The organism is Bacillus sp. CIS52, from assembly GCF_053545315.1.
This window is the reverse complement of sequence record NZ_JBIUFR010000002.1, coordinates 260,162-283,276: the sequence shown is the minus strand read 5'-3', so window position 1 is coordinate 283,276 and position 23,115 is coordinate 260,162. Positions and strand designations below refer to the sequence as shown.

At 47.1% G+C, this 23,115-nt stretch carries 25 protein-coding genes and 2 other annotated features; of the genes, 3 read left to right on the top strand and 22 right to left on the bottom strand.

The annotated features are described in order from the left end of the window. Positions 1-53 precede the first annotated feature (53 nt). Together ACH32G_RS11295 and ACH32G_RS11290 are read left to right on the top strand one after the other, a co-directional pair. Positions 54-1,205 carry an IscS subfamily cysteine desulfurase gene (locus ACH32G_RS11295; protein WP_342007985.1) on the top strand — a complete coding sequence of 384 codons (1,152 nt, stop codon included), beginning with the start codon at positions 54-56 and terminating at the stop codon, positions 1,203-1,205. Next, positions 1,202-1,744, top strand: coding sequence for a transcription repressor NadR (locus ACH32G_RS11290; protein ID WP_198697949.1), 543 nt, complete (start codon positions 1,202-1,204; stop codon positions 1,742-1,744). Before ACH32G_RS11295 ends, ACH32G_RS11290 begins: the two co-directional genes overlap by 4 nt. A gap of 25 nt (positions 1,745-1,769) precedes the next feature. Here ACH32G_RS11290 and pheA read toward each other — a convergent pair whose 3' ends face one another. The 20 genes from pheA to ACH32G_RS11190 form a co-directional block, all read right to left on the bottom strand. Next, entirely contained in the window at positions 1,770-2,627 is an 858-nt protein-coding gene (gene pheA, locus ACH32G_RS11285; RefSeq protein ID WP_016938791.1) for a prephenate dehydratase, read from the bottom strand. Between the two features lie 15 nt (positions 2,628-2,642). Further along, positions 2,643-3,086 (bottom strand): transcriptional regulator ThrR, encoded by a 444-nt coding sequence (gene thrR / locus ACH32G_RS11280; RefSeq protein ID WP_016938790.1) that lies wholly within the window; start codon positions 3,084-3,086, stop codon positions 2,643-2,645. A 53-nt stretch (positions 3,087-3,139) separates the two neighbouring features. After that, a complete protein-coding gene (gene obgE / locus ACH32G_RS11275; protein ID WP_007408172.1) occupies positions 3,140-4,426 on the bottom strand; it encodes a GTPase ObgE in 1,287 nt (428 codons plus the stop codon). A gap of 31 nt (positions 4,427-4,457) precedes the next feature. Then, the gene (locus ACH32G_RS11270; RefSeq protein WP_188154604.1) at positions 4,458-5,036 is read right to left on the bottom strand and encodes a sporulation initiation phosphotransferase B; all 579 of its coding nucleotides are present in this window, start codon (positions 5,034-5,036) and stop codon (positions 4,458-4,460) included. Positions 5,037-5,353: 317 nt separating this feature from the next. Beyond that, positions 5,354-5,638: a 50S ribosomal protein L27 gene (rpmA, locus tag ACH32G_RS11265; protein ID WP_003152662.1), complete on the bottom strand. Its 285-nt coding sequence runs from the start codon at positions 5,636-5,638 to the stop codon at positions 5,354-5,356. A gap of 12 nt (positions 5,639-5,650) precedes the next feature. Further along, a complete protein-coding gene (locus ACH32G_RS11260; protein ID WP_012118103.1) occupies positions 5,651-5,992 on the bottom strand; it encodes a ribosomal-processing cysteine protease Prp in 342 nt (113 codons plus the stop codon). Between the two features lie 2 nt (positions 5,993-5,994). Then, entirely contained in the window at positions 5,995-6,303 is a 309-nt protein-coding gene (gene rplU, locus ACH32G_RS11255) for a 50S ribosomal protein L21 (RefSeq protein WP_016938787.1), read from the bottom strand. Positions 6,304-6,316: 13 nt separating this feature from the next. Further along, positions 6,317-6,390 (bottom strand) — a sequence feature (ribosomal protein L21 leader region). 60 nt (positions 6,391-6,450) lie between these two features. Next, a complete protein-coding gene (locus ACH32G_RS11250; protein WP_448814367.1) occupies positions 6,451-7,317 on the bottom strand; it encodes a M50 family metallopeptidase in 867 nt (288 codons plus the stop codon). After that, positions 7,310-8,113, bottom strand: a complete 804-nt coding sequence (locus ACH32G_RS11245) for a peptidoglycan DD-metalloendopeptidase family protein (protein WP_448814366.1) — start codon at positions 8,111-8,113, stop codon at positions 7,310-7,312. Before ACH32G_RS11245 ends, ACH32G_RS11250 begins: the two co-directional genes overlap by 8 nt. Positions 8,114-8,241: 128 nt before the next feature. Further along, on the bottom strand, positions 8,242-9,045 hold the full coding sequence (minD, locus tag ACH32G_RS11240) for a septum site-determining protein MinD (RefSeq protein ID WP_016938784.1): 804 nt from the start codon (positions 9,043-9,045) through the stop codon (positions 8,242-8,244). A gap of 2 nt (positions 9,046-9,047) precedes the next feature. Next, positions 9,048-9,728, bottom strand: coding sequence for a septum site-determining protein MinC (minC, locus tag ACH32G_RS11235; RefSeq protein ID WP_016938783.1), 681 nt, complete (start codon positions 9,726-9,728; stop codon positions 9,048-9,050). Between the two features lie 53 nt (positions 9,729-9,781). Beyond that, a complete protein-coding gene (mreD, locus tag ACH32G_RS11230; RefSeq protein WP_016938782.1) occupies positions 9,782-10,300 on the bottom strand; it encodes a rod shape-determining protein MreD in 519 nt (172 codons plus the stop codon). Beyond that, complete coding sequence (gene mreC, locus ACH32G_RS11225) at positions 10,297-11,160, bottom strand: rod shape-determining protein MreC (protein ID WP_016938781.1); 864 nt, start codon at positions 11,158-11,160, stop codon at positions 10,297-10,299. The genes mreD and mreC overlap by 4 nt, the downstream gene beginning before the upstream one ends. Before the next feature lie 30 nt (positions 11,161-11,190). Next, positions 11,191-12,204 carry a cell shape-determining protein MreB gene (gene mreB / locus ACH32G_RS11220; protein ID WP_003152647.1) on the bottom strand — a complete coding sequence of 338 codons (1,014 nt, stop codon included), beginning with the start codon at positions 12,202-12,204 and terminating at the stop codon, positions 11,191-11,193. Between the two features lie 91 nt (positions 12,205-12,295). After that, positions 12,296-12,991: a RadC family protein gene (gene radC / locus ACH32G_RS11215; protein ID WP_016938780.1), complete on the bottom strand. Its 696-nt coding sequence runs from the start codon at positions 12,989-12,991 to the stop codon at positions 12,296-12,298. Between the two features lie 31 nt (positions 12,992-13,022). Continuing rightward, positions 13,023-13,592, bottom strand: coding sequence for a Maf family protein (locus ACH32G_RS11210; protein ID WP_342007988.1), 570 nt, complete (start codon positions 13,590-13,592; stop codon positions 13,023-13,025). A 143-nt stretch (positions 13,593-13,735) separates the two neighbouring features. Beyond that, complete coding sequence (locus tag ACH32G_RS11205; RefSeq protein ID WP_448814365.1) at positions 13,736-14,737, bottom strand: SPOR domain-containing protein; 1,002 nt, start codon at positions 14,735-14,737, stop codon at positions 13,736-13,738. 126 nt (positions 14,738-14,863) lie between these two features. Continuing rightward, entirely contained in the window at positions 14,864-15,616 is a 753-nt protein-coding gene (locus ACH32G_RS11200; RefSeq protein WP_448814364.1) for a prepilin peptidase, read from the bottom strand. A gap of 139 nt (positions 15,617-15,755) precedes the next feature. Beyond that, positions 15,756-17,048, bottom strand: a complete 1,293-nt coding sequence (locus ACH32G_RS11195) for a bifunctional folylpolyglutamate synthase/dihydrofolate synthase (RefSeq protein ID WP_448814363.1) — start codon at positions 17,046-17,048, stop codon at positions 15,756-15,758. A gap of 58 nt (positions 17,049-17,106) precedes the next feature. Then, positions 17,107-19,749, bottom strand: a complete 2,643-nt coding sequence (locus tag ACH32G_RS11190) for a valine--tRNA ligase (protein WP_188154608.1) — start codon at positions 19,747-19,749, stop codon at positions 17,107-17,109. A 58-nt stretch (positions 19,750-19,807) separates the two neighbouring features. Continuing rightward, positions 19,808-20,029: a binding site (T-box leader), on the bottom strand. 171 nt (positions 20,030-20,200) lie between these two features. Between ACH32G_RS11190 and ACH32G_RS11185 the strand changes: the two genes are divergently transcribed. Continuing rightward, the gene (locus tag ACH32G_RS11185) at positions 20,201-20,392 is read left to right on the top strand and encodes a hypothetical protein (protein ID WP_045926471.1); all 192 of its coding nucleotides are present in this window, start codon (positions 20,201-20,203) and stop codon (positions 20,390-20,392) included. A gap of 14 nt (positions 20,393-20,406) precedes the next feature. Here ACH32G_RS11185 and ysxE read toward each other — a convergent pair whose 3' ends face one another. Then, on the bottom strand, positions 20,407-21,429 hold the full coding sequence (gene ysxE, locus ACH32G_RS11180; protein ID WP_188154680.1) for a spore coat protein YsxE: 1,023 nt from the start codon (positions 21,427-21,429) through the stop codon (positions 20,407-20,409). A 33-nt stretch (positions 21,430-21,462) separates the two neighbouring features. Then, complete coding sequence (locus tag ACH32G_RS11175) at positions 21,463-23,028, bottom strand: LysM peptidoglycan-binding domain-containing protein (RefSeq protein ID WP_448814362.1); 1,566 nt, start codon at positions 23,026-23,028, stop codon at positions 21,463-21,465. Between the last annotated feature and the right edge of the window lie 87 nt (positions 23,029-23,115).

The following is a 23,115-nucleotide window of genomic DNA, read 5'->3' as shown; positions in this document are numbered from 1 at the left end:
GGATAAAATAAACTCAAGCTTTTTTTAACATAAACGGATAGGAGACGGCCTGTATGATTTATCTTGATTATGCGGCGGGAGCGCCTTTAAACCAAAAAGCCGCGGAAGTCTTTCAGCATCTCAGTACAGAGGTATTCGGAAATGCAAGCAGCCTTCATGATGCCGGAGGGAGAGCGGCGGATGTGCTGGAATATTGCAGACAGTCTGCAGGAAAATTGATCGGCGGAGCGGCAGAAGGCATTTATTTTACAAGCGGCGGCACGGAAGCGAACATTCTGGCCGTCCAATCATTGCTGCATGGCCTTCCCTCTCACAAAAAACATTTTATTACGACCGCAATGGAACACCATTCGATCCATAATGCCGCGGCGTTTTTAGCTGATCAGGGAATTGAAGTCACTGTCATTTACCCCGACAGAAACGGTCTTATAACCGAGGACATATTGGCGGCTCATATCCGTCCTGACACGGGGCTTGTTTCTATACAGCACGCCAATTCAGAAACCGGGCTCAGCCAGCCAGTGGATCGCCTGGCCGCTTTTCTTCACCATCGAAACATTTTGCTTCATTGCGATTGTGTTCAAAGTTTCGGCAAACTGCCGATTAATGCAGATCAGACGGGAATCGACGCCCTTTCCGTCTCCGGTCATAAAGTATACGGCCCGAAAGGCACCGGGGCTGTTTACATTCGGCCCGGCGTCAGCTGGAAGCCGGTTTATCCGCATACCGTGCATGAAAACGGGTTCAGGCCCGGTACCGTGAATGTACCGGCCATCGGCGCTTTTACCGCTGCTGCGGAGTATGCAGTGAAACACATGGCGGAACACCGTGAGCATGCAGAGAAGCTGAGGAAATATTTTTATGAACAAATTCGGCTTCAGGGCCTCCCTATTACATTTTCAGAGGAAGAAACCGGCGGTGAATGCCTGCCCCACATTGTCGGGTGTTTTTTTCACTCCTTTGAAGGACAATATGTTATGTTAGAATGTAATCGTAATGATATTTGCATCTCAACCGGGAGCGCATGTTCCGCCGGCAGTCACGGCCCTTCTTCAGCTATGAAGGCGCTGAGAAAAACCGAACGGGAAGCGCGGCAGTTTTTCCGGATCTCATTCGGAAATGAAACAACATGTGAACAGCTCGATATGCTGATACATACACTTACGGCGCTATGGGAGCAAAAGAAAGGAGAATCAGCAATTTGACAGAAGGAACGAAGCTTACGGGGGCGAAAAGACGCGACATGCTGCTTCAATGGCTGAAAGAAGCCGGCTCACCATTAACAGGGGGCGAATTGGCCAAAAAAGCAAATGTCTCAAGACAGGTGATCGTACAAGATATATCACTCTTGAAAGCAAAAAGCGAACCGATTATCGCAACGAGCCAAGGCTATTTATACATCAGCATGAATGCCGGCGGCGAAAAAAACGCCGAACGGATTGTCGCCTGCCTGCACGGCCCGGAGCGGACGGAAGAAGAGCTTGAACTCATCGTCGATGAAGGGGTCACCATAAAGGACGTCATCATTGAACACCCCGTATACGGCGATTTAACCGCTGCCATAAGAGTCAGCACACGGAAAGAAGTTAAACAATTCATGGATCACATTAACTCGACAAATGCCGCTTACCTTTCACAACTGACAGGAGGCGTGCATCTCCATACGTTAAGCGCGCCGACGAAAGAGCGGATTGATCAAGCCTGCCAAGCCTTAGACGACGCGGGTATATTAATAAAAGATTAAAAAAAAGCCCCCAGAAGGGCTTTTTTTATATCGAATAGGATTGATATGTTCCCAGAAGCTTGACCCGGCAGCCGAGGGCTTCCATCTCTTGAACGGCTCCGGGAATGAGCACCTGATCCATCGCCTGTTCAATATCAATGATAAAGAAATAGTTGCCGAGACCCGTTTTTGTCGGGCGCGATTCGATCTTTGATAAATTCAGGTTTCTCCATGAAAAAGCGGACAGCACCCTGTGCAGCGCGCCTGATTGGTCATCTTGGGGAAGCGTCACCATCATCGTCGTTTTCGACCTTGATGACAGTTTTGCATTCACTTCAAATGAGACGTCTTTTTCAGGCGAAAGAATGACGAATCTCGTGTGGTTATCCTGATAATCCTGAATATCCCGTTTCACGATGCTCAATCCGTATGTAGCAGCCGCCATTTCATTCGCAATCACGCCGATCGGAAGTTCCGGATGCTCACTCACATACTTAGCAGCCGCACCTGTTGACTTCGCATACTCATAAGGGACAGACGAAAAATGCCGATGAAGAAATTTGTGGCATTGCGCAATCGCATGTGAATGAGAAAAAATTTTCTCAAGCTTTTTCCACTCATTTTCTCTCGAAGGGTGAACGAGCAGATGCTGGTAAATCGGCAGCGTCATTTCCCCCACAATCGCAAGAGGCTGCTCATGAATCAAATAGTCAATCGTTAAGTTAACCGATCCCTCCAGCGCGTTTTCCAAAGGAACAAACGCAAGATCCACTTCTCCCGCAACCGCCGCATCCATGCATGCCGGTATTGTATGATAAGGTGCTTGTGTCACGCTGTTTTGAAAGCAGGAACTGACTGCTAGATGTGTAAATGTGGCTTCTGGCCCTAAATAACCGACTCTCATGTTTCTCTTCTCTCCTTACGCGCCTGACCCTAAGATCTCAACTTTTTCTATAAAATCAAATTTTCTCAGTTTATTCATTAACGTATGAATGTTTTCTTCCATTGCGGATGTGCTGATTGAGAGCGTGACATTCGCCCTGCCCTGAAGCGGAATCGACTGGTGAATGGAAAGCACGTTGCTTCCTGAGTCAGCCACCGCCTGCAAAAGCTGGGACAACGCGCCTGACCGATCCTCTAAATGAAAGAAAAGTGTGATTATTTGTTCTTTAACCATCGTGTAAAAAGGGAAAACCGCATCTCGGTATTTGTAAAAAGCGCTTCTGCTTAAATCAACTTTCTGCACGGCATCTGCAACCGATTCAGCCTTTTTTCTGTCCAACAGTTTTTTGACTTCAAGGGTTTTCCGCATCGCATCAGGCAGAACGTCTTCACGCACTAAATAAAATGTCTCTTCTTTCACCTGCACCCCTCCCTCTTACATCAGAGAGCCTGCATCGCAAGCTCTCCGTCTTTTTAATCAATAAATTCAAATTCAAATTCCAGAAGCCGGATGATATCGCCATCTTTAGCCCCGCGTTCTCTGAGCGCTTCATCAACGCCCATTCCGCGCATCTGTCTTGCAAAACGCTTGACGGATTCGTCACGGGAGAAGTCAGTCATTTTAAAGAGGCGTTCCAGACTGTCACCTGAAAGCACAAACGCACCGTCCGGATCACGGGTAATGTTAAATGGAATTTCTTCATCTTCCATCGTGTACATTACGCGGTTTTCCGCCAGTTCTTCTTCATCATACAGCGGGAATTCAGGCGTTGTTTCCAACTGGTTGGCGACTTCAAACAGAAGATCGCGGAGCCCTTCTCTCGTCACCGCGCTGATCGGGAAGACAGGATGGTCATCCTGAAGCTTTTCCTTAAACGCTTTAAGATTTTCAGCCGCTTCTGGCATGTCCATTTTATTCGCAACGATAATTTGCGGACGCTCCGTCAGCCGCAGATTGTATTCACTGAGCTCCTGATTAATGGTCACATAATCCTCATACGGATCACGACCTTCCATCGCTGACATGTCAATGACATGAACGATGACGCGCGTCCGTTCGATATGGCGGAGAAATTGGTGGCCTAAGCCGACTCCTTCGTGCGCTCCTTCAATCAGGCCGGGCAGATCCGCCATGACGAAGCTTCTTCCGTCATCCGTTTCCACCATGCCCAGATTCGGAACAAGCGTTGTGAAATGATAATCGGCAATTTTCGGCTTTGCCGATGAAACGACAGACAGAAGCGTAGATTTTCCGACGCTCGGGAAGCCGACGAGACCTACGTCTGCAAGCACCTTCAGTTCAAGCACGATATAGCGCTCTTTTCCTGGCTCTCCGTGCTCTGACAGCTGCGGTGCCGGGTTAGCCGGTGTCGCAAAACGGGTATTCCCGCGTCCGCCGCGTCCGCCTTTTGCGATGACGGCGCGCTGTCCGTGTTCAGTCAGATCGGCAATGACCTGTTTTGTATCGTCATCCGTAACGACCGTGCCGGGCGGAACTTTAACAACCATATCGTCCGCGTTTCTGCCGTGCTGGTTTTTAGACATGCCGTGCTCGCCGCGTATCGCTTTGAAATGGCGCTGGTACCGGAAGTCCATAAGCGTGCGCAATCCTTCATCAACCTCAAAGACGACGTCGCCTCCATTCCCTCCGTCACCGCCGGCAGGACCGCCTTTCGGCACATATTTTTCACGGCGGAACGCAACCATTCCGTTACCGCCGTCGCCGCCTTTTACATATACTTTCACCTGATCTACAAACATAATATCCTCCGTTCTAAACCGTAAAAAACCGCTAGTTCATTCCAATTTCGGCCACACATTCATGGCCGGTCAGCTCAAATTGCATGACATCAAAGTCCTCATACCGCGATTTGCGAAATTCATCAAACACATCTGCATTCGCAATCGTTCCATGAAAATCGAGATATACAATAAGCTGTCTGTCAGGGTGATCCGTCTGCAGCGATACGGTCAGATGATTTTCACTTTCATTGCTTACCGCCAGACCGAACAGATGAAACAGTTTTCTCATCAGGTTCGACAGCTTTTGATCATATGCCGATAAATCTTTAATTTCTCCGAGCACTTCGTATTCGAGCCTCATATAACGGGACTTCCAATTAAATGTAAGAAAGTCAAACGCCAAGTGCGGGATTTTCAGGTTTGAGAGCTTTGACTCGTGCTTTGCATCTATGACCATTTCGTCGATTATTTCAACGACCCTGTCATACTTCTGCAAACTTAAGTTTCCTTTTATCAGCTGCAGCTTATTCATCCAATCATGACGGAAATGGCCCATTAATTGGATCAGCTCATTAATCAGAGCCGCATCGCTTACAGGTTCTTCTTGTTTCTTCGATACATCCTTCATTTTCGCACTCCCAATCGTTTAATTTCTTTTTAGGAGTCTTGATAAGTGTGTACTATGAATTATAACAGAGAAGGCTTTGTTAAAAAAACACTTGTTTTTCCTGGTTCATCATGTTCCTTTTTCGGATCGCATGCACTGCGGATGCCAGGCAGAAACATTTTTGGTATCACTGCTTGGGGAACATATCCAGTGGGTATGAGAAGCTGATGTCCTCATTCAAGGCGGGGTTCACTCACGCATCCTCTGCTTTTCATTCTTGATGTTACTCCGCTTACTGCAAAAAAAACTCCAGTCAACGACCGGAGTTTTTTGTGTCATTATTGAGCTACAGGATATACGCTCACTTTTTTGCGGTCACGGCCGAAACGTTCGAATTTAACAGTTCCGTCGATTTTAGCAAAAAGAGTGTCATCTCCTCCGCGGCCCACGTTTTCACCTGGGTAGATTTTCGTTCCGCGTTGACGGTAAAGGATAGATCCGCCTGTTACGAATTGACCGTCTGCACGTTTAGCGCCTAAACGTTTAGATTCAGAGTCACGTCCGTTCTTTGTAGAACCTACACCTTTTTTAGAAGCGAAAAACTGAAGATCTAATCTAAGCATGTAACTCACCTCCTATATTTGGTTTGCAGTCAACCGTAAGTGTTCACTGTAATCCCGCTCGATCGTTTCAAGAGAAACAATCATGCCTTCAATCAGCAGCTGCGCTTTTTGCAAAGCTTCCTGATCAGCGGCTTCAGGGAATTCAAAGTAGAAATAACCCCCGTCCTCGCCTATATCAAGAATCGGTTCGAGAGGAGCCAGCGCGATAACCGCATTGACCGCCCCGAAAACGACAGCCGTAACCCCGGCGCAAACGAGATCTCGTCCATGTTCAGCAAAATCGGCATGTCCCGTCATTTCAAAGGACAAAATGCCCCCGTCATTTCGGGATCTTCGAATTGTTGCCTCAATCATGCTTACGCGTTGATTTTTTCGATTGTCAATTTAGTATAAGGCTGACGATGACCTTGTTTTTTATGAACATTTTTCTTTGCCTTGTAACGGAAAACAGTGATTTTTTTCGCACGGCCTTGTTTTTCAACTTTAGCTGTAACTGTCGCGCCTGCAACTGTTGGGTTGCCGACTTTCACGCTGTCTCCGCCAACAAACAATACGTCTTCAAACGTCACTGTTTCACCTGCTTCAGCAGCAAGTTTTTCGATGTAAACAGTTTGACCTTCTTCAACTTTGATTTGTTTTCCGCCTGTTTTAATGATTGCGTACATTCTCTGCACCTCCTATTAGACTAAGACTCGCCAGCAACAGGGGGCTTTAAAGCTCTTATCACCTGTCCCGAGCGGTTGTAGCATTGGTGCTACATATCCATAACATTAAAAAATATATCAGACCTAAAGAGATATGTCAATCTATTTCTAGTAAGGCAGCAGCAGGTCTTCCATGGAGGAATCTGTCCGTTTATCGGCAAAATATGCATGAAGCACTTCATTTTCATCAAGCTGGCTGAGCTGCTCGCCGGCTTTTTCAATGATAATGGGATGCTTGCAGCCCCGTTTAAATTCGGCCATGACATGCTTTACTTTGGCATCGGCTGCGACAGTCAAAGGATGCAGCATGGCGACATCGCGGTTTTTACCGTAATATCTCTCTAAAAGAAACCTCAGCTGAATATAATGCCGCTTGCGGTATTCATCCCATAAAGAAGCGGCGAGAAAGACGAACAGCACCCATGCGCTGACCTGGAGGGGGACGGCCAGAACAATCCAGCAGCAGAGCAAAAGCGCAAAAACGGCTGATGTCTGCAGGCTGAGGAGATGCGCTTTTTGAAAAGCCATTTGTTTAGTGAAGTATAAAAACACGAACTTTCCGCCGTCAAGCGGCCAGATCGGCAAAAGATTGATGAAGAGAATAGAGAGATTATAAAAGGTAAACATCTCAAATGTCTGCTGACTTGTAAAGCCGGACATAAAAAGGAGCCAGGCTGCCGCCTGAAGCCACACATGCTGGAGCGGGCCCGCCAGAATGACCGCGAATTCCTCTTTAAGCGGCCGGTTTCCGTGCTCCTCCACCTCAACCGTCCCGCCGAAAGGGAGCAGAAAGACGCGTTTAATGCGCCACGAAAAAAACACAGCCAGAGCAGCATGCCCCAGCTCATGAACGGATACGACCAGCAAAAGACACAGCAGCGCTTTAATGTGCCCCGTCAGAAGACCAAGCCCCATGATAATCCAAAGAAAAGGATGGACATGAATTTTGAAGAGAAGGCTGAGCCATTTATTCATCAAATGTGATCACCTGAATCGGATCTATGAATTTATCGCCATCCTGAATCGCGAAATAATACTGTCCTTTACTTTTATCGTTAAGCTTGATCGAACCGATCTTTTTTCCTTTATCGACAAAGTCATACAATGATACGTCAACATCTTTGAGCCGGCCGTAAATGCTGCTTGTATTGTCGGCATGCTGCACCTTCACCGTCAGCCCTGTTTTTTCATCTTTGCTCACTTCCGTAATGTAGCCTTCTTTTACGCTGTCAATGGCTTCACTGGCCGTTTCAACAACGACGCCTTCTCCGTTATTCTGAAAGTTCTGCTGGATTTTCCCCGCGGCGGGAACGGCCATATCCTGGCTGACCGCTACCTGACCGTCCTTCTTTTTCGTTCCCGGGGTGAGAAAAGCGAGCGGGTTTCCGAATGAGGATACAAACCAATGATTCACGGCAGCAAACTGAAATTCTTTTTGAAAGGTTTGTGCAATCGCCGGTTTAATCTGACTCAGCGGCAGTTTGTCAGTTTTATAGGCGATAGCGGAAATCAGTACGAGACAGGCGGCCAGCAGGCATTTCAAAATAATAGAATGAGCGTTGATCAACGGATGCCGTCCGTTAAATTCGGGCGGATGTTCCGTTTGATATTCATAGTCCGGAAGGAGCCTGTGCTTTTCCTGCTCCTTGACCGTCTGCCATGCGGGAGGCTTCTGCGGTCGGGCATTATGAACGAAAGTCCGTTTTGGTTCAGGGCGCGGTTTTCTCCTTTTGGCCAGTCTTTTTCTAATTTCATCAGCTCTGTGACTCATCGCCATCATCCTTTGCAATCGTTGGGTTTGTACATCCTATGCCTTGTCCATTGCAAATATGCGCCCTGTTGAACAACAAAAAAGACCTGATAAGCTGGGCTTTATCAGATCTTTGTATTCCAGTATATTTATGAACGCACGCCGAAAAACGACTTGATTTTCGCCATCATCCCTTTTTGCTGCTCTTCAAGCACCTGCAAAGGAACGGATTCTCCTAAAATACGCCGGGCGATATTGCGGTAAGCAATGCTGGCGCGGTTTTTAGAATTCATGGCAATCGGTTCGCCGATATTTGAAGCTCTGATCACTTCATCATCGTCAGCAACGATTCCGAGGAGATCAATAGACAGATGATGAACAACCTCATCCACATCCATCGTGTCACCGTTTTTCATAAGGTGATTTCTGATGCGGTTGACGATGAGGCGCGGCGGTTCAATATCTTCCTGCTCCAAAAGTCCGATAATGCGGTCAGCGTCCCGAACCGCTGATATTTCCGGCGTCGTCACCACAATCGCCTTATCAGCTCCGGAAACGGCATTTTTATAGCCTTGTTCAATTCCGGCCGGACAATCGATAATGACATAATCAAATTCCTGCTTGAGCTCCTGCACAAGCGATTTGATCTGCTCAGGGACAACAGCCGTTTTGTCGCTTGTCTGGGCAGCCGGCATTAAATGAAGCAGATCATCAAAACGTTTGTCCTTGACAAGCGCCTGATGCGTCTTGCATCTGCCTTCAATTACATCTACTAAGTCGTAAATAATTCTGTTTTCAAGACCCATTACGACATCAAGGTTGCGCAGTCCGATATCTGTGTCTACCAGACAGACGCGCTTCCCTAAAATGGCTAAGGCGGTACCGAGGTTTGCAGATGTTGTTGTTTTACCTACTCCGCCTTTTCCCGAAGTTATTACGATAGCCTCACCCAATTTCACATTCCTCCCTCAAGCCTTGTTAGATCAGGTCTTAAATGAGCCAATTGTTGAAGGCGTTCAATGACCATATTTCCGTCAGTATCTAAATAAGCACATTCCATGTCGTTCCCTTTTTGAATGTGGTCTGGGGAGCGATTTAACACATGATTGATCCTCAATTGTGTCGGCATCATTTCGGATGCGGCGATCACAGCCCGGTTATTTCCGTTATAACCCGCATGGGCAATCCCTTTTAATGAACCGAGAACAAATATATTTCCTCCGGCTCTGATCGTACCGCCGGGATTCACATCTCCGATTAAAAGCAAATCTCCCGTTACGTGAAGCACCTGACCTGAACGGATGATTTTAGAAACAGAAACAATTTCCTGCTCCTCTTTCATCCGCTGCGCTTCTTCTTTGGCGATGACTTCACTGTCAATTGAATGCACGACTAAATCTTTCTTTGACGCGATCAGATCAGTCAGCTGCTCTGCCTGTTCCTGATACAGATACCGATGCCCGAGTTTGATATGAACACTGATTTTTTGGCCTTTGCCATCAGTATATTGTTCAATCGACAGCATATTTTGAAGACCATCGAGAAGCTCATCAAAAGAACACGCATCATCCAGATGCAATGTTAAGCCGTTTTTTGTTCCTTTTATTGTTACATATTGCTGCTTTTTGGTCTTCATCAATGTTCACCTCAACAACATACTCTTTTCGCCAAAAAAAGATAAAATCCTTTTTACTCATCTCTTAATTCTTTCTTCAGACTTATATAAAACAGCCTAAAGGGCAGGACTAATATAATGGCTCCCGCAATATTCAGCACAGCGGTCGGCAAAAACCGCTGAATGACAAAGTCGTTAAACGTCATTGTGCCGCTGCGGATTAACGTCTGAATGCCGTAAACGTAAAATTCAAGCACACATACGCTCAGCACAGCGACCAGAATGACCATCAGGGCATTTGTCTGCAGCACTTTAAACGCTTTGGCCGCCAGGTAGCATAAACCGGCAAAACCAAACATATAAACGCCTAAAACACCCGTATAATTGATGTCATAAAGAAGTCCGAAAATGAGACCGTAGATCACCGCATGCTTTTGGTTGATATAAGCGGACATAAAAATCAGCGCAAGCAAAAGAAAATGCGGAACGACCTGCTGCTCGTCGGAAACGAAAGGAAAATGCACCAGATCTGTATAGATGCTTTCCGCACAAAAGACTAAAATCATAATCAAAGGGAGAAGGAAACGTTTCACGATCCTTCCTCCCCTGTTGCTACGCTTCGATTGACAACGATGACATGGTCAAGATCATACAGGTTGGCAGCCGGTTTAACGTAAGCGATTTTCGTCAGGCCGTAAGCATCTGATTCGACATCGGTTACTTCGCCGACCGTCAGCCCTTGAGGAAATACGCCGCCCGTTCCGGAGGTCTCCACAAGGTCGCCTTTTTTCACTTCGCGTTTTTCATCCGGTTCAAGGATGGTCATTTTCAGGGTCTGTTTCTTTTTATCATACCCCTCAATTAAACCGTAGCCTTTGCTTCCCTTTTTGCCGGAGATTTTGGTGGCCACTCTGTTATTGCGGTCAACATCGCTCAGCAGCTGAACGGCTGATGTGAAACTGTTGAGTCCGCTGCTTTTGATCTTCCCGACAAGCGCACCCTTTTCGTTTGTGACCGCCATGTCCTTGGCCACTTTCTGCTTCGTTCCCTTATTGATCATGATCTGCTTGTACCATTGATCAGGATTTCTGGCGATAACGGTCGCTAAAATCGGATCATAGTCGGAAATCGATTTGACATGTCCGAGTTCATCACGCAGCTTCTTGTTTTCATCTTTGAGTTCTTGGAGCTTCGCTTCATATTGTGTCTGTCCGTCCAGCTTTTGTCTTAAGCGTTCGTTTTCTTTGTACGTGTTTTTCAGGTCTTTTATGTCCCCGAAGAACCCTGCAAAATATTCGGCAGGCGTGTGAAAAATATTTTGAAATACTCCCGTCGTATCACCGATCAGCTTTTCAGGCCAGGTGGTATTACGGCCGTTCTTCAGCGAGAATCCAATCATAGCCACCAATATGATAATACACAGAAGTAATAGCATTAACCGTTTGTTCGGCATCGTGATACACCTCTTCTATTTAACTCCTGATTATCTTGTTTTTCCTTTGAAAAGATGGATGTGCTCCAGTGCTTTTCCAGTGCCGATCGCAACACAATCCAGCGGATCTTCAGCGATAAGTACAGGCATTTTCGTTTCGTCGCTGATGACTTTGTCGAGGTTGCGGAGCAGGGCGCCTCCCCCGGTTAACACAATGCCTCTGTCCATAATGTCAGCGGCCAGCTCAGGCGGTGTTTTTTCAAGCGTGCTCTTCACCGCGTCAACGATTGAAAGAACTGTATCACGCAGGGCATTTGCAATTTCCGTTCCCGTGATTTCGATCGTTTTCGGCAGACCTGTCAGAAGGTCGCGGCCGCGGATTTCCATTGACGCATTTTCTTCACCGGTTTCTGCTGAACCGATTTCCATTTTAATGGCTTCCGCCGTGCGGTCACCGATCATCAGATTATATGTTTTTCTGATATAGCTGATGATTGAGTCGTCCATTTCGTCACCGGCTACGCGGATTGACTGAGACGTGACAATGCCTCCTAATGAAATGATCGCCACTTCAGTTGTTCCGCCGCCGATATCAACGACCATGCTGCCCGTAGGCTCCCATACAGGAAGATTCGCGCCGATTGCTGCCGCAAACGGTTCTTCAATCGGATAAGCGTCGCGTGCGCCCGCTTGTCTTGTCGCGTCAATGACCGCCCGTTCTTCAACGGCAGTAATACCTGACGGCACACACACCATAACGTACGGCTTTCTCGCAAATAATCCTTTATTTTTCACAGCCTGATTAATGTAATATTTCATCATTGTCGCAGTTGTTTCATAATCAGCGATAACGCCGTCTTTCATCGGACGGAGCGCAACCACGTTGCCCGGAGTTCTTCCGATCATGTTTTTCGCATCGTTACCGACCGCAACGATCGATTTCGTATCCGTTTGCAGAGCAACGACTGACGGCTCTCTCACAACAATTCCTTTACCTTTAACAAACACAAGCGTATTCGCAGTTCCCAAATCTATACCAAGGTCTCTTGTACCAATTCCGAACATATGTATGTATCTTCCTTTCTTAAAGCAAAAATACCCTAAAGGGAAAAACTCATAAAATCTATTATATCTTAAATCAACGAAAAAAAAAGTGTTACAAATATCCTTTTTCCTTTAAACTCACAAATTTTTTGTCACCAATGACCAAATGATCGAGCAGCTCGATGCCGATTAAATTTCCGCACTCAAAAAGCCGCCTGGTTACCTCTATATCTTCCCTGCTCGGTGTAGGATCTCCTGAAGGATGATTGTGAACGCAAATGAAGGATGCGGCGGATCGTTTGAAAGCTTCTTTAAACACCTCCCGCGGGTGGACAATAGATGAATTCAGACTTCCGATAAAAACGGTGCGTTTATGAATGACTTGATTTTTAGTATTTAAATATAAACAGACAAAATGCTCCTGGGATAAAAAGCGCATATCCTCCATCACATACTTCGCCCCGTCCTCGGGAGAACGGATGACCCGGTGCTCCCCGGCGGCAGTCTTATGAATACGGCTGCCCAGCTCAATTGCGGCAAGAATCTGAACGGCCTTCACCGTGCCGATTCCGGGAATGCTGGAAAGCTCCTGAGCAGAAGCGCCTTTTAACAGGCGCAGCCCGTCAAACGTCCGCAGCAGCCGGTGAGAGAGGTTCATGACGGACTCGTGTTTCGTTCCCGTCCGCAGCAGGATGGCAAGCAGTTCATTGTTAGACAGATGTTCGGCTCCGAAGTGCAGAAGCCGCTCTCTCGGTTTTTCATTTTCGGGGAAATCTCTTAATTTTAACGGCAGATCACGGATGATCAACCCCTCCTTGTTCCCCTTCCCGGTTTGAACATCAAGCTTTTATATTAAATTCTTTCAGGGCTCTCATTGTTTTAGCGACAGGAAGCCCGACGACAGAATAGAAATCACCGTCTATTTTTTTCACTAAAAGCGCGCCTTTTCCTTGGATGCCGTATGCACCTGCTTTATCCATCGGTTCTTTAGTTTCAATGTAGAGCTGTATTTCGTCTTCACTGAGCGGCCAAAACGTCACTTCCGTCGTGTCACAGAACGTTTCTTTCCGGTCATGCGTCTGAATGCTGACCGCCGTAATGACTTGATGACTTCGGCCGGAAAGCTTCCGCAGCATGTGTGCCGCTTCTTCTCTGTCACGCGGTTTGCCGAGGCACTCGCCGTCTATGCACACCATCGTGTCAGCGCCGATAACGGCTGCATCGGGATTTTCGGCCAATACAGCACCGGCTTTTTGCTCGGCCAAACATTGGACGTTTTCTTCCGGCGAAAGGTTTCGATTTAATTTTTCATCTGTGCGGCTCGCAATAATGCTGTAAGGAATCTGAAGAAGATTAAGGAGTTCTTTTCTTCGCGGAGATTGTGATGCGAGTATTAAGCGTTTTGTCATGATTGTCATCCTTTCAGGGTTTGCTTAAGAAAAAAAGATACTTGTCTATCCTACCAAATCAAACGGGCAACCACAATTTCAGAAAAATAACTTTTTGATGACAAAATAAAAAATCCCGCCGGATGACGGGAATTGAGAGATTATTATTTCACAACGCTTAAAAGCTGTTTTTGGGCTTTCCAGCCGGATTCGGAACCGGACGTTTCCAGTTCTTTCAGCGCTTGAAGCACGGCCTCTTTCTGCTTTTTGTCAGCGGCGTCTGCGCCGTCTGCGGCTTTGGCTGCTTCAGCCACATCCGTTTTTGAAATGTCTTTGCCGGTAATCGCTTTGGCCGAGAGCTCAGATGCTTGTTTAAAAGAGCCTTCCAATCCTGAATCGACCGCAAAGCTGAGCTCTTTTCCGCCCCAAGCCTCAAAATCATGGTCTATCAGCGTCTGTCCCAATTGCTGTGATAAGCTTTTTTCCGCTGCAAGACCCGCTATCACATATGTGTACCCGTCTTCTTTTGCCAGAGAGACAGCCGAGTATCCTTTTTCAGTCAGCTGGTCAACAAGCGTTTGCGCTCCTTTTTCTGATGAAAATTTTCCGGCCTGCACCGCAAATGTTTTATAGTTTCCGTCTGACTGTTCCGCGTTTCCTGTGCCGCTTGTTTCTGATTTGTCTTTTGAAACGTCTCCCGCTTTCACCGTCTGTCCTTGTGAACCTTTGTCAGCGGAGGCGGGGGCGGAGGCTTCTTTACTTCCCGACATATTTAAGGCGACAAGGCCGAGGCCGGTGCCTAAAACAGCCGCAACGGCAATTGTCGTGACCGCTTTTTTAACTGGAGAAGACGGCTGCTTCTTTTTTGGAAAATGAGGACCCTTGTTTTTCTTCTGGTATGGCGGGACGACTTTCGGATCGTCTTCAAATACCTCATGATTCTTCTCATCATCCCAATTGAAGTCTTCTTCTTTCGGTTCTTCATGAGATGCTGCAATCTCCTGCTCCGCCTTCTTTGTTTCTTCCCAATTTGAAAATGTGACGGTTTTCTCCCCGCCTTCATTCACATCTTCTTGTCCATACATCGTTTCTTCTTTTCCGTTAATCGTTACTTTAAGGGCATTGTTTTTGGCTTTGCTGTTCTTTTTGCTTTTCCTTTTTTTCAACGTCTCTTCCCCCTTGCATTCGTCTTGGCCGTACCTTGAACTGATCATGGTTCACACTTTAGCATAGGCGTAAAAAAAAAGAACAAGACTTTTGTCGTCTTGTCCAAAAAACGTTCGCCAAATTTTTCAAGCCCCGCCTGAAGCGAGTGTGATGTAAAACGCGAACAGCTCTTCACCGTATAAGTAACTCACAGCGCTCCCGGCTGCGATGGCCGGCGCAAACGGGAAAGGCTGCTTTTTACCAAGCCTGCCTCCCGCTGCGGCGCACATACCGTATACGGCTCCGATTATAACGGAAAGAAAGAATGCAATAAGGACGAGCTTCACGCCGAGCGCAAGTCCGATCACTCCAAACAGCTTCACATCACCTGCGCCGATGCCTCCTTTACTGACAAACATGATAAAAACAAGCAGAGCAAATCCGCAAACAGCTCCGGCAACCCCCGCATACCATGAATCCAGCGGAGAAAAAATACGGCCGGCGATAAAAAGCGGAAGAAAAAACAGCAGAACCTTGTCAGGAATCAGCATATATTGCAGATCCGTCACAGTAACAATCATCAGCAGAGACAAAAATAACAGCGCGATTAGCAGCTCTTTTGAGAAACCGAAATGGATACCGGCAGCCGTGAATAAACATGCCGTCCAGCATTCCGCTGCCGGATACATCACTGACAGCTTCGTACGGCAGTGTCTGCACCTTCCTCTTTGCAGGATATAGGAAACAACGGGCACAAGCTCCCCCCAAGAGAGCGGCAAGCCGCAGAACGAACAGGATGAACGCGGCGAAATAACCGAGATTCGAAGCGGAATACGGCATGCGACTGTATAAAAAAAAGAACCGAAAATCAGACCGAGAACAAACAGAATGAAAAGCATTCAGACCACACCTTTTCTATCAATCTGGCTCAGATTGTAGCATAGAAAAATATCATGCCTGAAATGGCTGAAATTGTGTTTTCCTCATAAAAACACCCGGCAAAACCGTAAAATGGCTTGCCGGGTGTTCCAGGGGCTGTCAAATCAGCCGCTTTCTCATTTCTGAAATAAAGTATAGAGAACCGGTAATAATGATGACATCATCCGCTCCGTCTTTTTGTTCTATCCACTCTTTCACACTGTCCGGGTTCTCATCAAAGCTCTTATCCGCAAGACCGCTTGCATTGTAAAGGTCTTCGGCGCTTGCGGCACGCGGAAAGTCAAATGACGCAAAATGAATGGAATCTGCTTCGGTTTCAAGCTTTTTAATCATTTCCTGATACGGTTTGTCTTTTAATGCGCTGAATACGACATGGACGCTTTTATCGGCAAATCGCTGCCTGATCGTTTGTGTCAGCGTATCAACGCCTTCTTCATTATGGGCGCCGTCCGCAAACACTAAAGGGCGGCTTTGAAGCTGTTCAAACCGGCCCGGCCATGAAGCTTTTTTCAGACCGTTTCGCAATGCTTCTTCAGAAATGGCAGTGATTTTCAGGCGATTCAGCCATTCAGCGGCCAATATCGCCAAGGCCGCATTCTGCCTTTGATGAATGCCGATCAGCGACGTTTGAACGTCCTCATAACATTTCGTTTCCGTTTCCAGCGAAAAGCTTTCGCCGGACGGAAGCGCCGCACCATTAAACAGTCTGCATGTTTTATATAGCGACTGGCACGGAGCCTGCTTTTCTTCGGCCTCCGCTTCAATAACGCCGAGTGCTTCCGGCTGATTGACACCTGTAATGACCGGAGTGGCATTTTTAATAATACCGGCTTTCTGCCCGGCGATCTCCTCGATGGTATTGCCTAAAATCGCCATATGGTCATGTCCGATGCTTGTAATGACCGACAAAAGCGGTTTCACAATATTGGTTGAATCGAATGTGCCGCCGAGCCCCGCTTCAAAAATAACAAAATCGATATCATCCCGCTTCGCAAAATATAAAAATGCACACGCTGTAATGATTTCAAATTCTGTCACCGTTCCGGCATCGGTTTTATCAATCTCATCGACTATCGGTTTGATTTCATTAACGAGCGCTCTCCATTCCTCATCAGAAATCGGCGTGCCGTTGACGCTGATACGCTCATTGAACGTAATGATGTAGGGAGATGTGAATGTGCCGACCGTATAACCGGCTTCTTGAAGCACGGAACGGATAAAAGAGACGGTGGAGCCTTTGCCGTTTGTGCCCGCGACATGAATGGCGCGGATGTTCTTTTCCGGATGTTCCAATTTTTCCATCAGCCTTTCCATACGGAGAAGGCCCGGCTTAACGCCGAACTTAAGTCTGCCGTGAATCCAGCTGATCGCTTCTTTGTACGTATTAAACAATGAAATCCCCTCTTTTATACAACAAGGCGGTTTCTTAGGAAACCGCCCCGCTGTTTTATCAGCCTTTCAGCTCTGCGATCCGCTGCCGGACTGCTTCGCGTTTTGCCGTGTAGTCTTTCTCTTTTGCGCGTTCTTCTTCAATGACTTGCTCAGGAGCTTTTTTGATGAATCCTTCGTTGCCGAGTTTTTTCTGAACGCGTTCGACTTCTTTTGTCAGCTTGTCGAATTCTTTTTGCAGACGGGCGATTTCCTCATCGATGTTAATCAGCCCTTCAAGCGGCAGAATCACTTCCGCTCCGGTGACGACCGCTGTCATCGCTTTGTCTGCCGCGGTGATATCCGTCCCGATTTTCAGCGTGCTCGGATTTGTGAAACGCTCAACGTAAGAACGGTTCTTCTCAAGGCGTCCGGCAATATCTTCCGTAGATGTTTTAATGTAAAGTTCAACCTGTTTGCTCATCGGCGTGTTAACTTCACTTCGGATATTGCGGACAGAACGGATTAATTCAACAAGCAGTTTCATATCCGCCGCTGCCTCTTTGTCCGTATGTTCCGGAACCGGAACAGGCCAAGAGCTGATCGTGATTGACTCGCCTTCATGAGGAAGGTGCTGCCAGATTTCCTCTGTTAAGAACGGCATAAACGGGTGCAGAAGACGCATCGTCTGGTCAAGCACGTAAGCAAGAACAGAGCGGGTTGTTTTCTTCGCCGCTTCATCTTCCCCGTACAGCGGAAGCTTCGCCATTTCGATATACCAGTCGCACACATCGTCCCAGATAAAGTTGTACAGATGGCGTCCGACTTCACCGAATTCATAACGATCCGCAAGCTGGGTAACGTCTTCAATCGTTTCATTCAGTCTTGTAAGAATCCACTTATCAGCAACTGATTTTTCACCGGACAGATCAAGTTCGTCATACGTCATGCCGTCCATGTTCATTAAAGCAAAACGGGAAGCGTTCCAAATTTTATTTGCGAAATTCCATGTGGATTCCACTTTTTCATAGCTGAAACGGAGATCCTGTCCAGGTGAGCTTCCGGTTGCCAGGAAGTAGCGCAGTGAATCCGCTCCGTACTTGTCGATGACATCCATCGGATCAACGCCGTTCCCAAGGGATTTACTCATTTTTCTGCCCTGCTCGTCACGGATTAAGCCGTGGATCAGCACGTCTTTGAACGGGCGCTCGCCGGTAAACTCAAGACCTTGGAAAATCATCCGGGATACCCAGAAGAAGATGATGTCATACCCTGTCACAAGCACATCGGTTGAGTAATAACGCTTAAAGTCTTCAGCATTTCCATCAGGCCAGCCCATTGTAGAAAACGGCCACAGCGCTGAGCTGAACCATGTATCAAGCACGTCTGAATCCTGTTCCCAATTTTCGCTGTCCTCAGGCGCTTCAAGGCCGACATACACTTCTTTTGTTTCTTTATGATACCAAGCCGGGATGCGGTGGCCCCACCAAAGCTGACGGGAAATACACCAATCACGGATGTTTTCCATCCAGTGCAGGTACGTTTTCTCGAAACGGTCAGGAACGAAGTGAACTTTCTCTTCTTTCGACTGAAGGTCAATCGCCGCATCGGCCAGCGGCTGCATTTTGACAAACCATTGTGTGGACAGATACGGCTCAACAACGGCGCCGCTTCTCTCACTGTGTCCGACTGAATGCATATGGTCTTCGATTTTAAAGAGAACGCCTGTCTCCTGAAGGTCTTTGACGAGTTTTTTGCGGCATTCAAACCGGTCCATTCCGTTATATTGCAGCGCTTTTTCATTCATTGTTCCGTCTTCATTCATGACGAGAATCCGTTCTAAATTGTGGCGGTTTCCGAGTTCAAAGTCATTCGGGTCATGGGCAGGCGTGATTTTAACGGCTCCTGATCCGAATTCCATGTCTACGTAATCATCGCCGACGATCGGAATTTCGCGGTTTGTAATCGGCAGAATCACCGTTTTGCCGATTAAGTGCTTGTAGCGCTCATCTTCAGGATGAACCGCGACAGCCGTGTCGCCAAGCATCGTTTCCGGACGGGTGGTCGCGATTTCAATTGAGCCTGAACCGTCTGCTAACGGATAGCGCAAATGATAAAACGCGCCCTGTACGTCTTTGTAAATCACTTCAATATCGGACAAAGCCGTTTTTGTGGCAGGGTCCCAGTTGATGATATATTCGCCTCTGTAAATCAAACCTTTTTCGTACAATTTGACGAATACTTCACGCACGGCTTTGTTCAGCCCTTCATCAAGAGTGAAACGTTCGCGCGAATAATCGAGCCCGAGTCCCATTTTGGCCCATTGGCTGCGGATGAAATCAGCGTACTCTTCCTTCCACTTCCACGTTTCTTCAAGAAACTTTTCGCGGCCAAGGTCATAGCGGCTTGTACCCTGTTCGCGGAGTTTCGCTTCGACTTTTGCCTGAGTGGCAATCCCGGCGTGATCCATACCCGGAAGCCAGAGCACGTCATAGCCCTGCATGCGTTTCATACGCGTAACGATATCTTGCAGCGTCGTATCCCACGCATGACCGAGGTGCAGCCTGCCCGTCACGTTCGGCGGCGGAATGACGACAGAATACGGCTGTTTCGTTTGATCGCCGCCCGCTTCAAAATATTTTCCTTTCAGCCAAAAATCATAGCGGCCTTTTTCAATCGCAGACGGATCATATTTTGTCGGCATTGTTTGTTCGTTTGTATCCATGATAACCCTCCAGCATGTTTAGAAATGGCTGAGCAACTAAAAAAGAGCCTTCATCCTGATAAAGGACGAAAAGCTCTTTCGCGGTACCACCTTTTTTCATGAACAGATTTGTTCATGCACTTAAACGGATAACGGGTGCGGCCCGAATTTCTCTACTGTATGTTCAAGAAATTATGCTCCCGGGCGACCTTCCAATGAGACGGCATAAGAAGCCTTTCAGCACAGTAGCTTCTCTCTCTTCATGCGTCTTTCTTGTACTCTTCCCGTTCAAAGCAGGTGTATTTATATCAGCTCATGATCTTATTTATTATGTTCTTTATTATAGTAAAAGTGTTTTTGTTTCGTCAATCATCTTTTCCAAAAACCGCTGCCGTCATACATAAATGGGCATGCACCCCGCCCTTTCCCTCACATACGATACAAAGAAAGGCGAATGTAAGGAGGAATTGCCGTGAGAAAAAAATTCAATTCTTATTCGCTCCCCCCGTGGGCCAGACAGGTCCGCCTTGTATCCGCGCAAGTCATTATACCGATTACGATCTTTCAGGGGATCAGGACGATTTTCTTTCCGACGACTTTTGACGTCCTGCTGCTTGCCATCCTGCTTTTTTTAGCATGCGCCCTGCATTTGGAATGGATATAAAAAAACGAGTCCCGCTATGAAGAGGACTCGTTTTCCGCCTTTCTTTTTTTCTCCTGCTCAATCTGATACACCTTCATGAGAAAAGGTTCAACATTTTTCATCTGCCAAAACGCTCTTAATAACTGCGTGCACTCTTCTTTCTCAGAACCCCTTTGGCCGGTTTGATACCGTTTCAGCACTTTGTACATGCCGCTCGGATAAGCCATATAGCTGAGGAACAGGCTGATTTCCGCTTCACGGAGGGGGAATGATTTGTGATACGTATAAAACCATTCAAGACACTCCGGACACGCTTTCGGATAGCTTCTGAACATTCTGGAGTAAAAGCCGAGCAGATCATTTTGCGGAGGTCCGAGCCCGGCTTTCTCGAAATTTGTAAAAAAGCCCGTTCCCACATCATTATATAGAAAATGGCGGCTCGATAAGCTGCCGTGATTGATCACCGCTCTCGTTTTGTCATGATCCTTTGCCGCGTCAAACCATTCTTCCAGACGTTCAAGAGCAAAATTAACAGCTGAAACCGTTTCTGTAAGATACGTAACAGCCTGCAATTCAAAAGGAGAAAGGTACCACTCTTTTTCCGCCCGGTCGGCAAATTGTTCATAGACGAGCTTATCATTTTCCCAATCTCTTTTCGTCAGTTCATAAAAGCCGCTGATATCTTCAGTCCGGATTTGGATGTCCCGCACGGTCGCGGAATGGAGCTTCGCCACCTCTTTAAAAAGGTAAACATGTTTTTGATCCCGTTCTTCTTCCTGATCGTACTGAAGCCAGGGCATTAAATAATAAGACGCCTCCGTGCGGCTTCCCGCAAAAAAATCGCCTGCATGCGTGCGGTAAATCGGAACAAATGAACGGTAGCCTTTCTCCTCAATCTCAATCATATAGTCCGTAAATTCACTGCTGCGGGCCGGCTTGAGCTGTTTCAAAGCAAAAATGCCGTGGTTTGAGTAGACTTTCCATACATGCGGGCTGACAGGCTCAATATATTCGGCCGCCAGCCCGTATTCCTGAAGCACTGATTGGACTGCTTCCATTCCATTCACCACATTTTTACGGCCTCTTTGTGCTTACGCATGGCTGTTATTATATTCAGGTATATACAGAAGCTGACCTTCTTCCAGTTCGTCATCAAACGATAAAGCATTCGTTCTAATGAGCTGCTGGGATGTGATGTCATATCGTTCACACACCCGGTCGATTGTATCTTGCTGCTGGACGATGCAGATTTTCATTCTTGAAAACTTTTCTTCTTCTCTTGTAAATAATTTCGTCAAATAATGAGAGTTGTCATTTTCCTTCTGCTCCGTTTTCGATGCCGCTTCTTGATTCTCTCTTGCTTTAAGCGGCTCAGACGGCTCAGATGCCGCCGGTTCCTCAGGAGGCAGTTTGGAAAACTGAAAGGACAAATCAAGAGGCTCCCCGGTTTCCTCCTCCGGCTGCGCCATCTTCCTCACCTCAACTTCAAATCCTTCATCAGCTTGAGCTTCTTCCTCAAGAAACTTAGGTGCGCTGTAAAATTCCTCTTCCCGCGGTTCCAGAACGAACTCGCGATAAGCGGGCGCCTGCTCTTCTTCAAAAACCGCAGGCTCATCTTCGGCTTCTTCCGCCTCCTCTTGATCACTCTGACGGAGAAGCGGTTCGGCCTCAGGCTCCTCTTCTTTTTGAAGGACGGGCTGTTCCTCAATCTCTGCTTTATCGGCATGCGGGGTCAGAGTAAAAGCAGGGGAAAACGGTTCAACATCATCTGCTGTTTCTTCAAGCATTTCTGCTGAATCATCCCCAGATACAGGTTCATTCCTCTCAGCCGCCATGATTGCAGGCTCCTCAAGCTCCTCAGCCTCTTCCGGCTCTTCCGGCTCTTCTTCCTCCAGGATGGCAGCGGGAGGGGGAGGCTCAGTATATGAGACAGGTTCCGGCGCCTCTTCCAGCCTCAGAACAGGGGCAGGTTCTTCAGTTTCCTCAGCCTCCTCTTCTTCCTCTTCCTCCTGCCTGAGTATAGGCGGAGTCTCTTCCTCATTCTCCCCGGCTTCTTGTGCCGCTTCTTCTGATACAGCCAGGGGTTCTTCAGCTTCAGGCAGAGGTTCTTCATGCCTATGGCGTATCACTAATTCAGGTTCGTTTACTTCCTCAGAGCGATGGTCAGCCAGATTGATCATTTCTTCTCTGGCAAATTCAGGCGCCACATACAGAGGGATCTCCGGCTCTTTTGGCTCGGATTCCTCAAGCAGCCCTTCAATTGCCAAATCAGCCTGAATGGTTAAGATCCTTGAATCCGTTAACTGATAATCAAAGGCATCAATAAAAACGAAAACGTCATTGAGGTGGCTCACTTTATTTTTCGGAATCGTGATGTCCACCGGGAAGCAATGAAGGAGCTCAGCTGTGCCATCCTCCCTCGCCCTCACTTCCTCTACATGTCTCAGCTCTCTTCCAAGCTCTTCGAATTGACTGCTGTGATCTATGTTGTACTCGCCAGTAAGTTCTAATGATCCTTTAATTGAGACATAATCATTTACTTCCTGCACCCTGATATCAGGGTCTAATGAAATCGAAAGTAATTCAGAAACTTCCTGTCCTTTTTGGAAACAGATTGATTCTTCAACAGAAAATTGCAACCGGTGATTATGCGGCAAGTTCATATCCTCCTTTCATCTAATCCTTACAATTAGATGTCACTAAAGGTGTATGCCGCAATATGGATAAATATGATAAAGGAGACA

Excerpts from the sequence above, each read along its gene's own strand:
- ACH32G_RS11295 (WP_342007985.1), top strand. The coding sequence starts at position 54 with ATGATTTATCTTGATTATGCGGCGGGAGCGCCTTTAAACCAAAAAGCC.
- pheA (WP_016938791.1), bottom strand. The coding sequence starts at position 2,627 with ATGAGAGTCGGTTATTTAGGGCCAGAAGCCACATTTACACATCTAGCA.
- obgE (WP_007408172.1), bottom strand. The coding sequence starts at position 4,426 with ATGTTTGTAGATCAGGTGAAAGTATATGTAAAAGGCGGCGACGGCGGT.
- ACH32G_RS11270 (WP_188154604.1), bottom strand. The coding sequence starts at position 5,036 with ATGAAGGATGTATCGAAGAAACAAGAAGAACCTGTAAGCGATGCGGCT.
- rpmA (WP_003152662.1), bottom strand. The coding sequence starts at position 5,638 with ATGCTTAGATTAGATCTTCAGTTTTTCGCTTCTAAAAAAGGTGTAGGT.
- ACH32G_RS11260 (WP_012118103.1), bottom strand. The coding sequence starts at position 5,992 with ATGATTGAGGCAACAATTCGAAGATCCCGAAATGACGGGGGCATTTTG.
- rplU (WP_016938787.1), bottom strand. The coding sequence starts at position 6,303 with ATGTACGCAATCATTAAAACAGGCGGAAAACAAATCAAAGTTGAAGAA.
- ACH32G_RS11250 (WP_448814367.1), bottom strand. The coding sequence starts at position 7,317 with ATGAATAAATGGCTCAGCCTTCTCTTCAAAATTCATGTCCATCCTTTT.
- ACH32G_RS11245 (WP_448814366.1), bottom strand. The coding sequence starts at position 8,113 with ATGAGTCACAGAGCTGATGAAATTAGAAAAAGACTGGCCAAAAGGAGA.
- minC (WP_016938783.1), bottom strand. The coding sequence starts at position 9,728 with ATGAAGACCAAAAAGCAGCAATATGTAACAATAAAAGGAACAAAAAAC.
- mreC (WP_016938781.1), bottom strand. The coding sequence starts at position 11,160 with ATGCCGAACAAACGGTTAATGCTATTACTTCTGTGTATTATCATATTG.
- mreB (WP_003152647.1), bottom strand. The coding sequence starts at position 12,204 with ATGTTCGGAATTGGTACAAGAGACCTTGGTATAGATTTGGGAACTGCG.
- ACH32G_RS11210 (WP_342007988.1), bottom strand. The coding sequence starts at position 13,592 with ATGACAAAACGCTTAATACTCGCATCACAATCTCCGCGAAGAAAAGAA.
- ACH32G_RS11200 (WP_448814364.1), bottom strand. The coding sequence starts at position 15,616 with ATGCTTTTCATTCTGTTTGTTCTCGGTCTGATTTTCGGTTCTTTTTTT.
- ACH32G_RS11190 (WP_188154608.1), bottom strand. The coding sequence starts at position 19,749 with ATGGATACAAACGAACAAACAATGCCGACAAAATATGATCCGTCTGCG.
- ysxE (WP_188154680.1), bottom strand. The coding sequence starts at position 21,429 with ATGGAAGCAGTCCAATCAGTGCTTCAGGAATACGGGCTGGCGGCCGAA.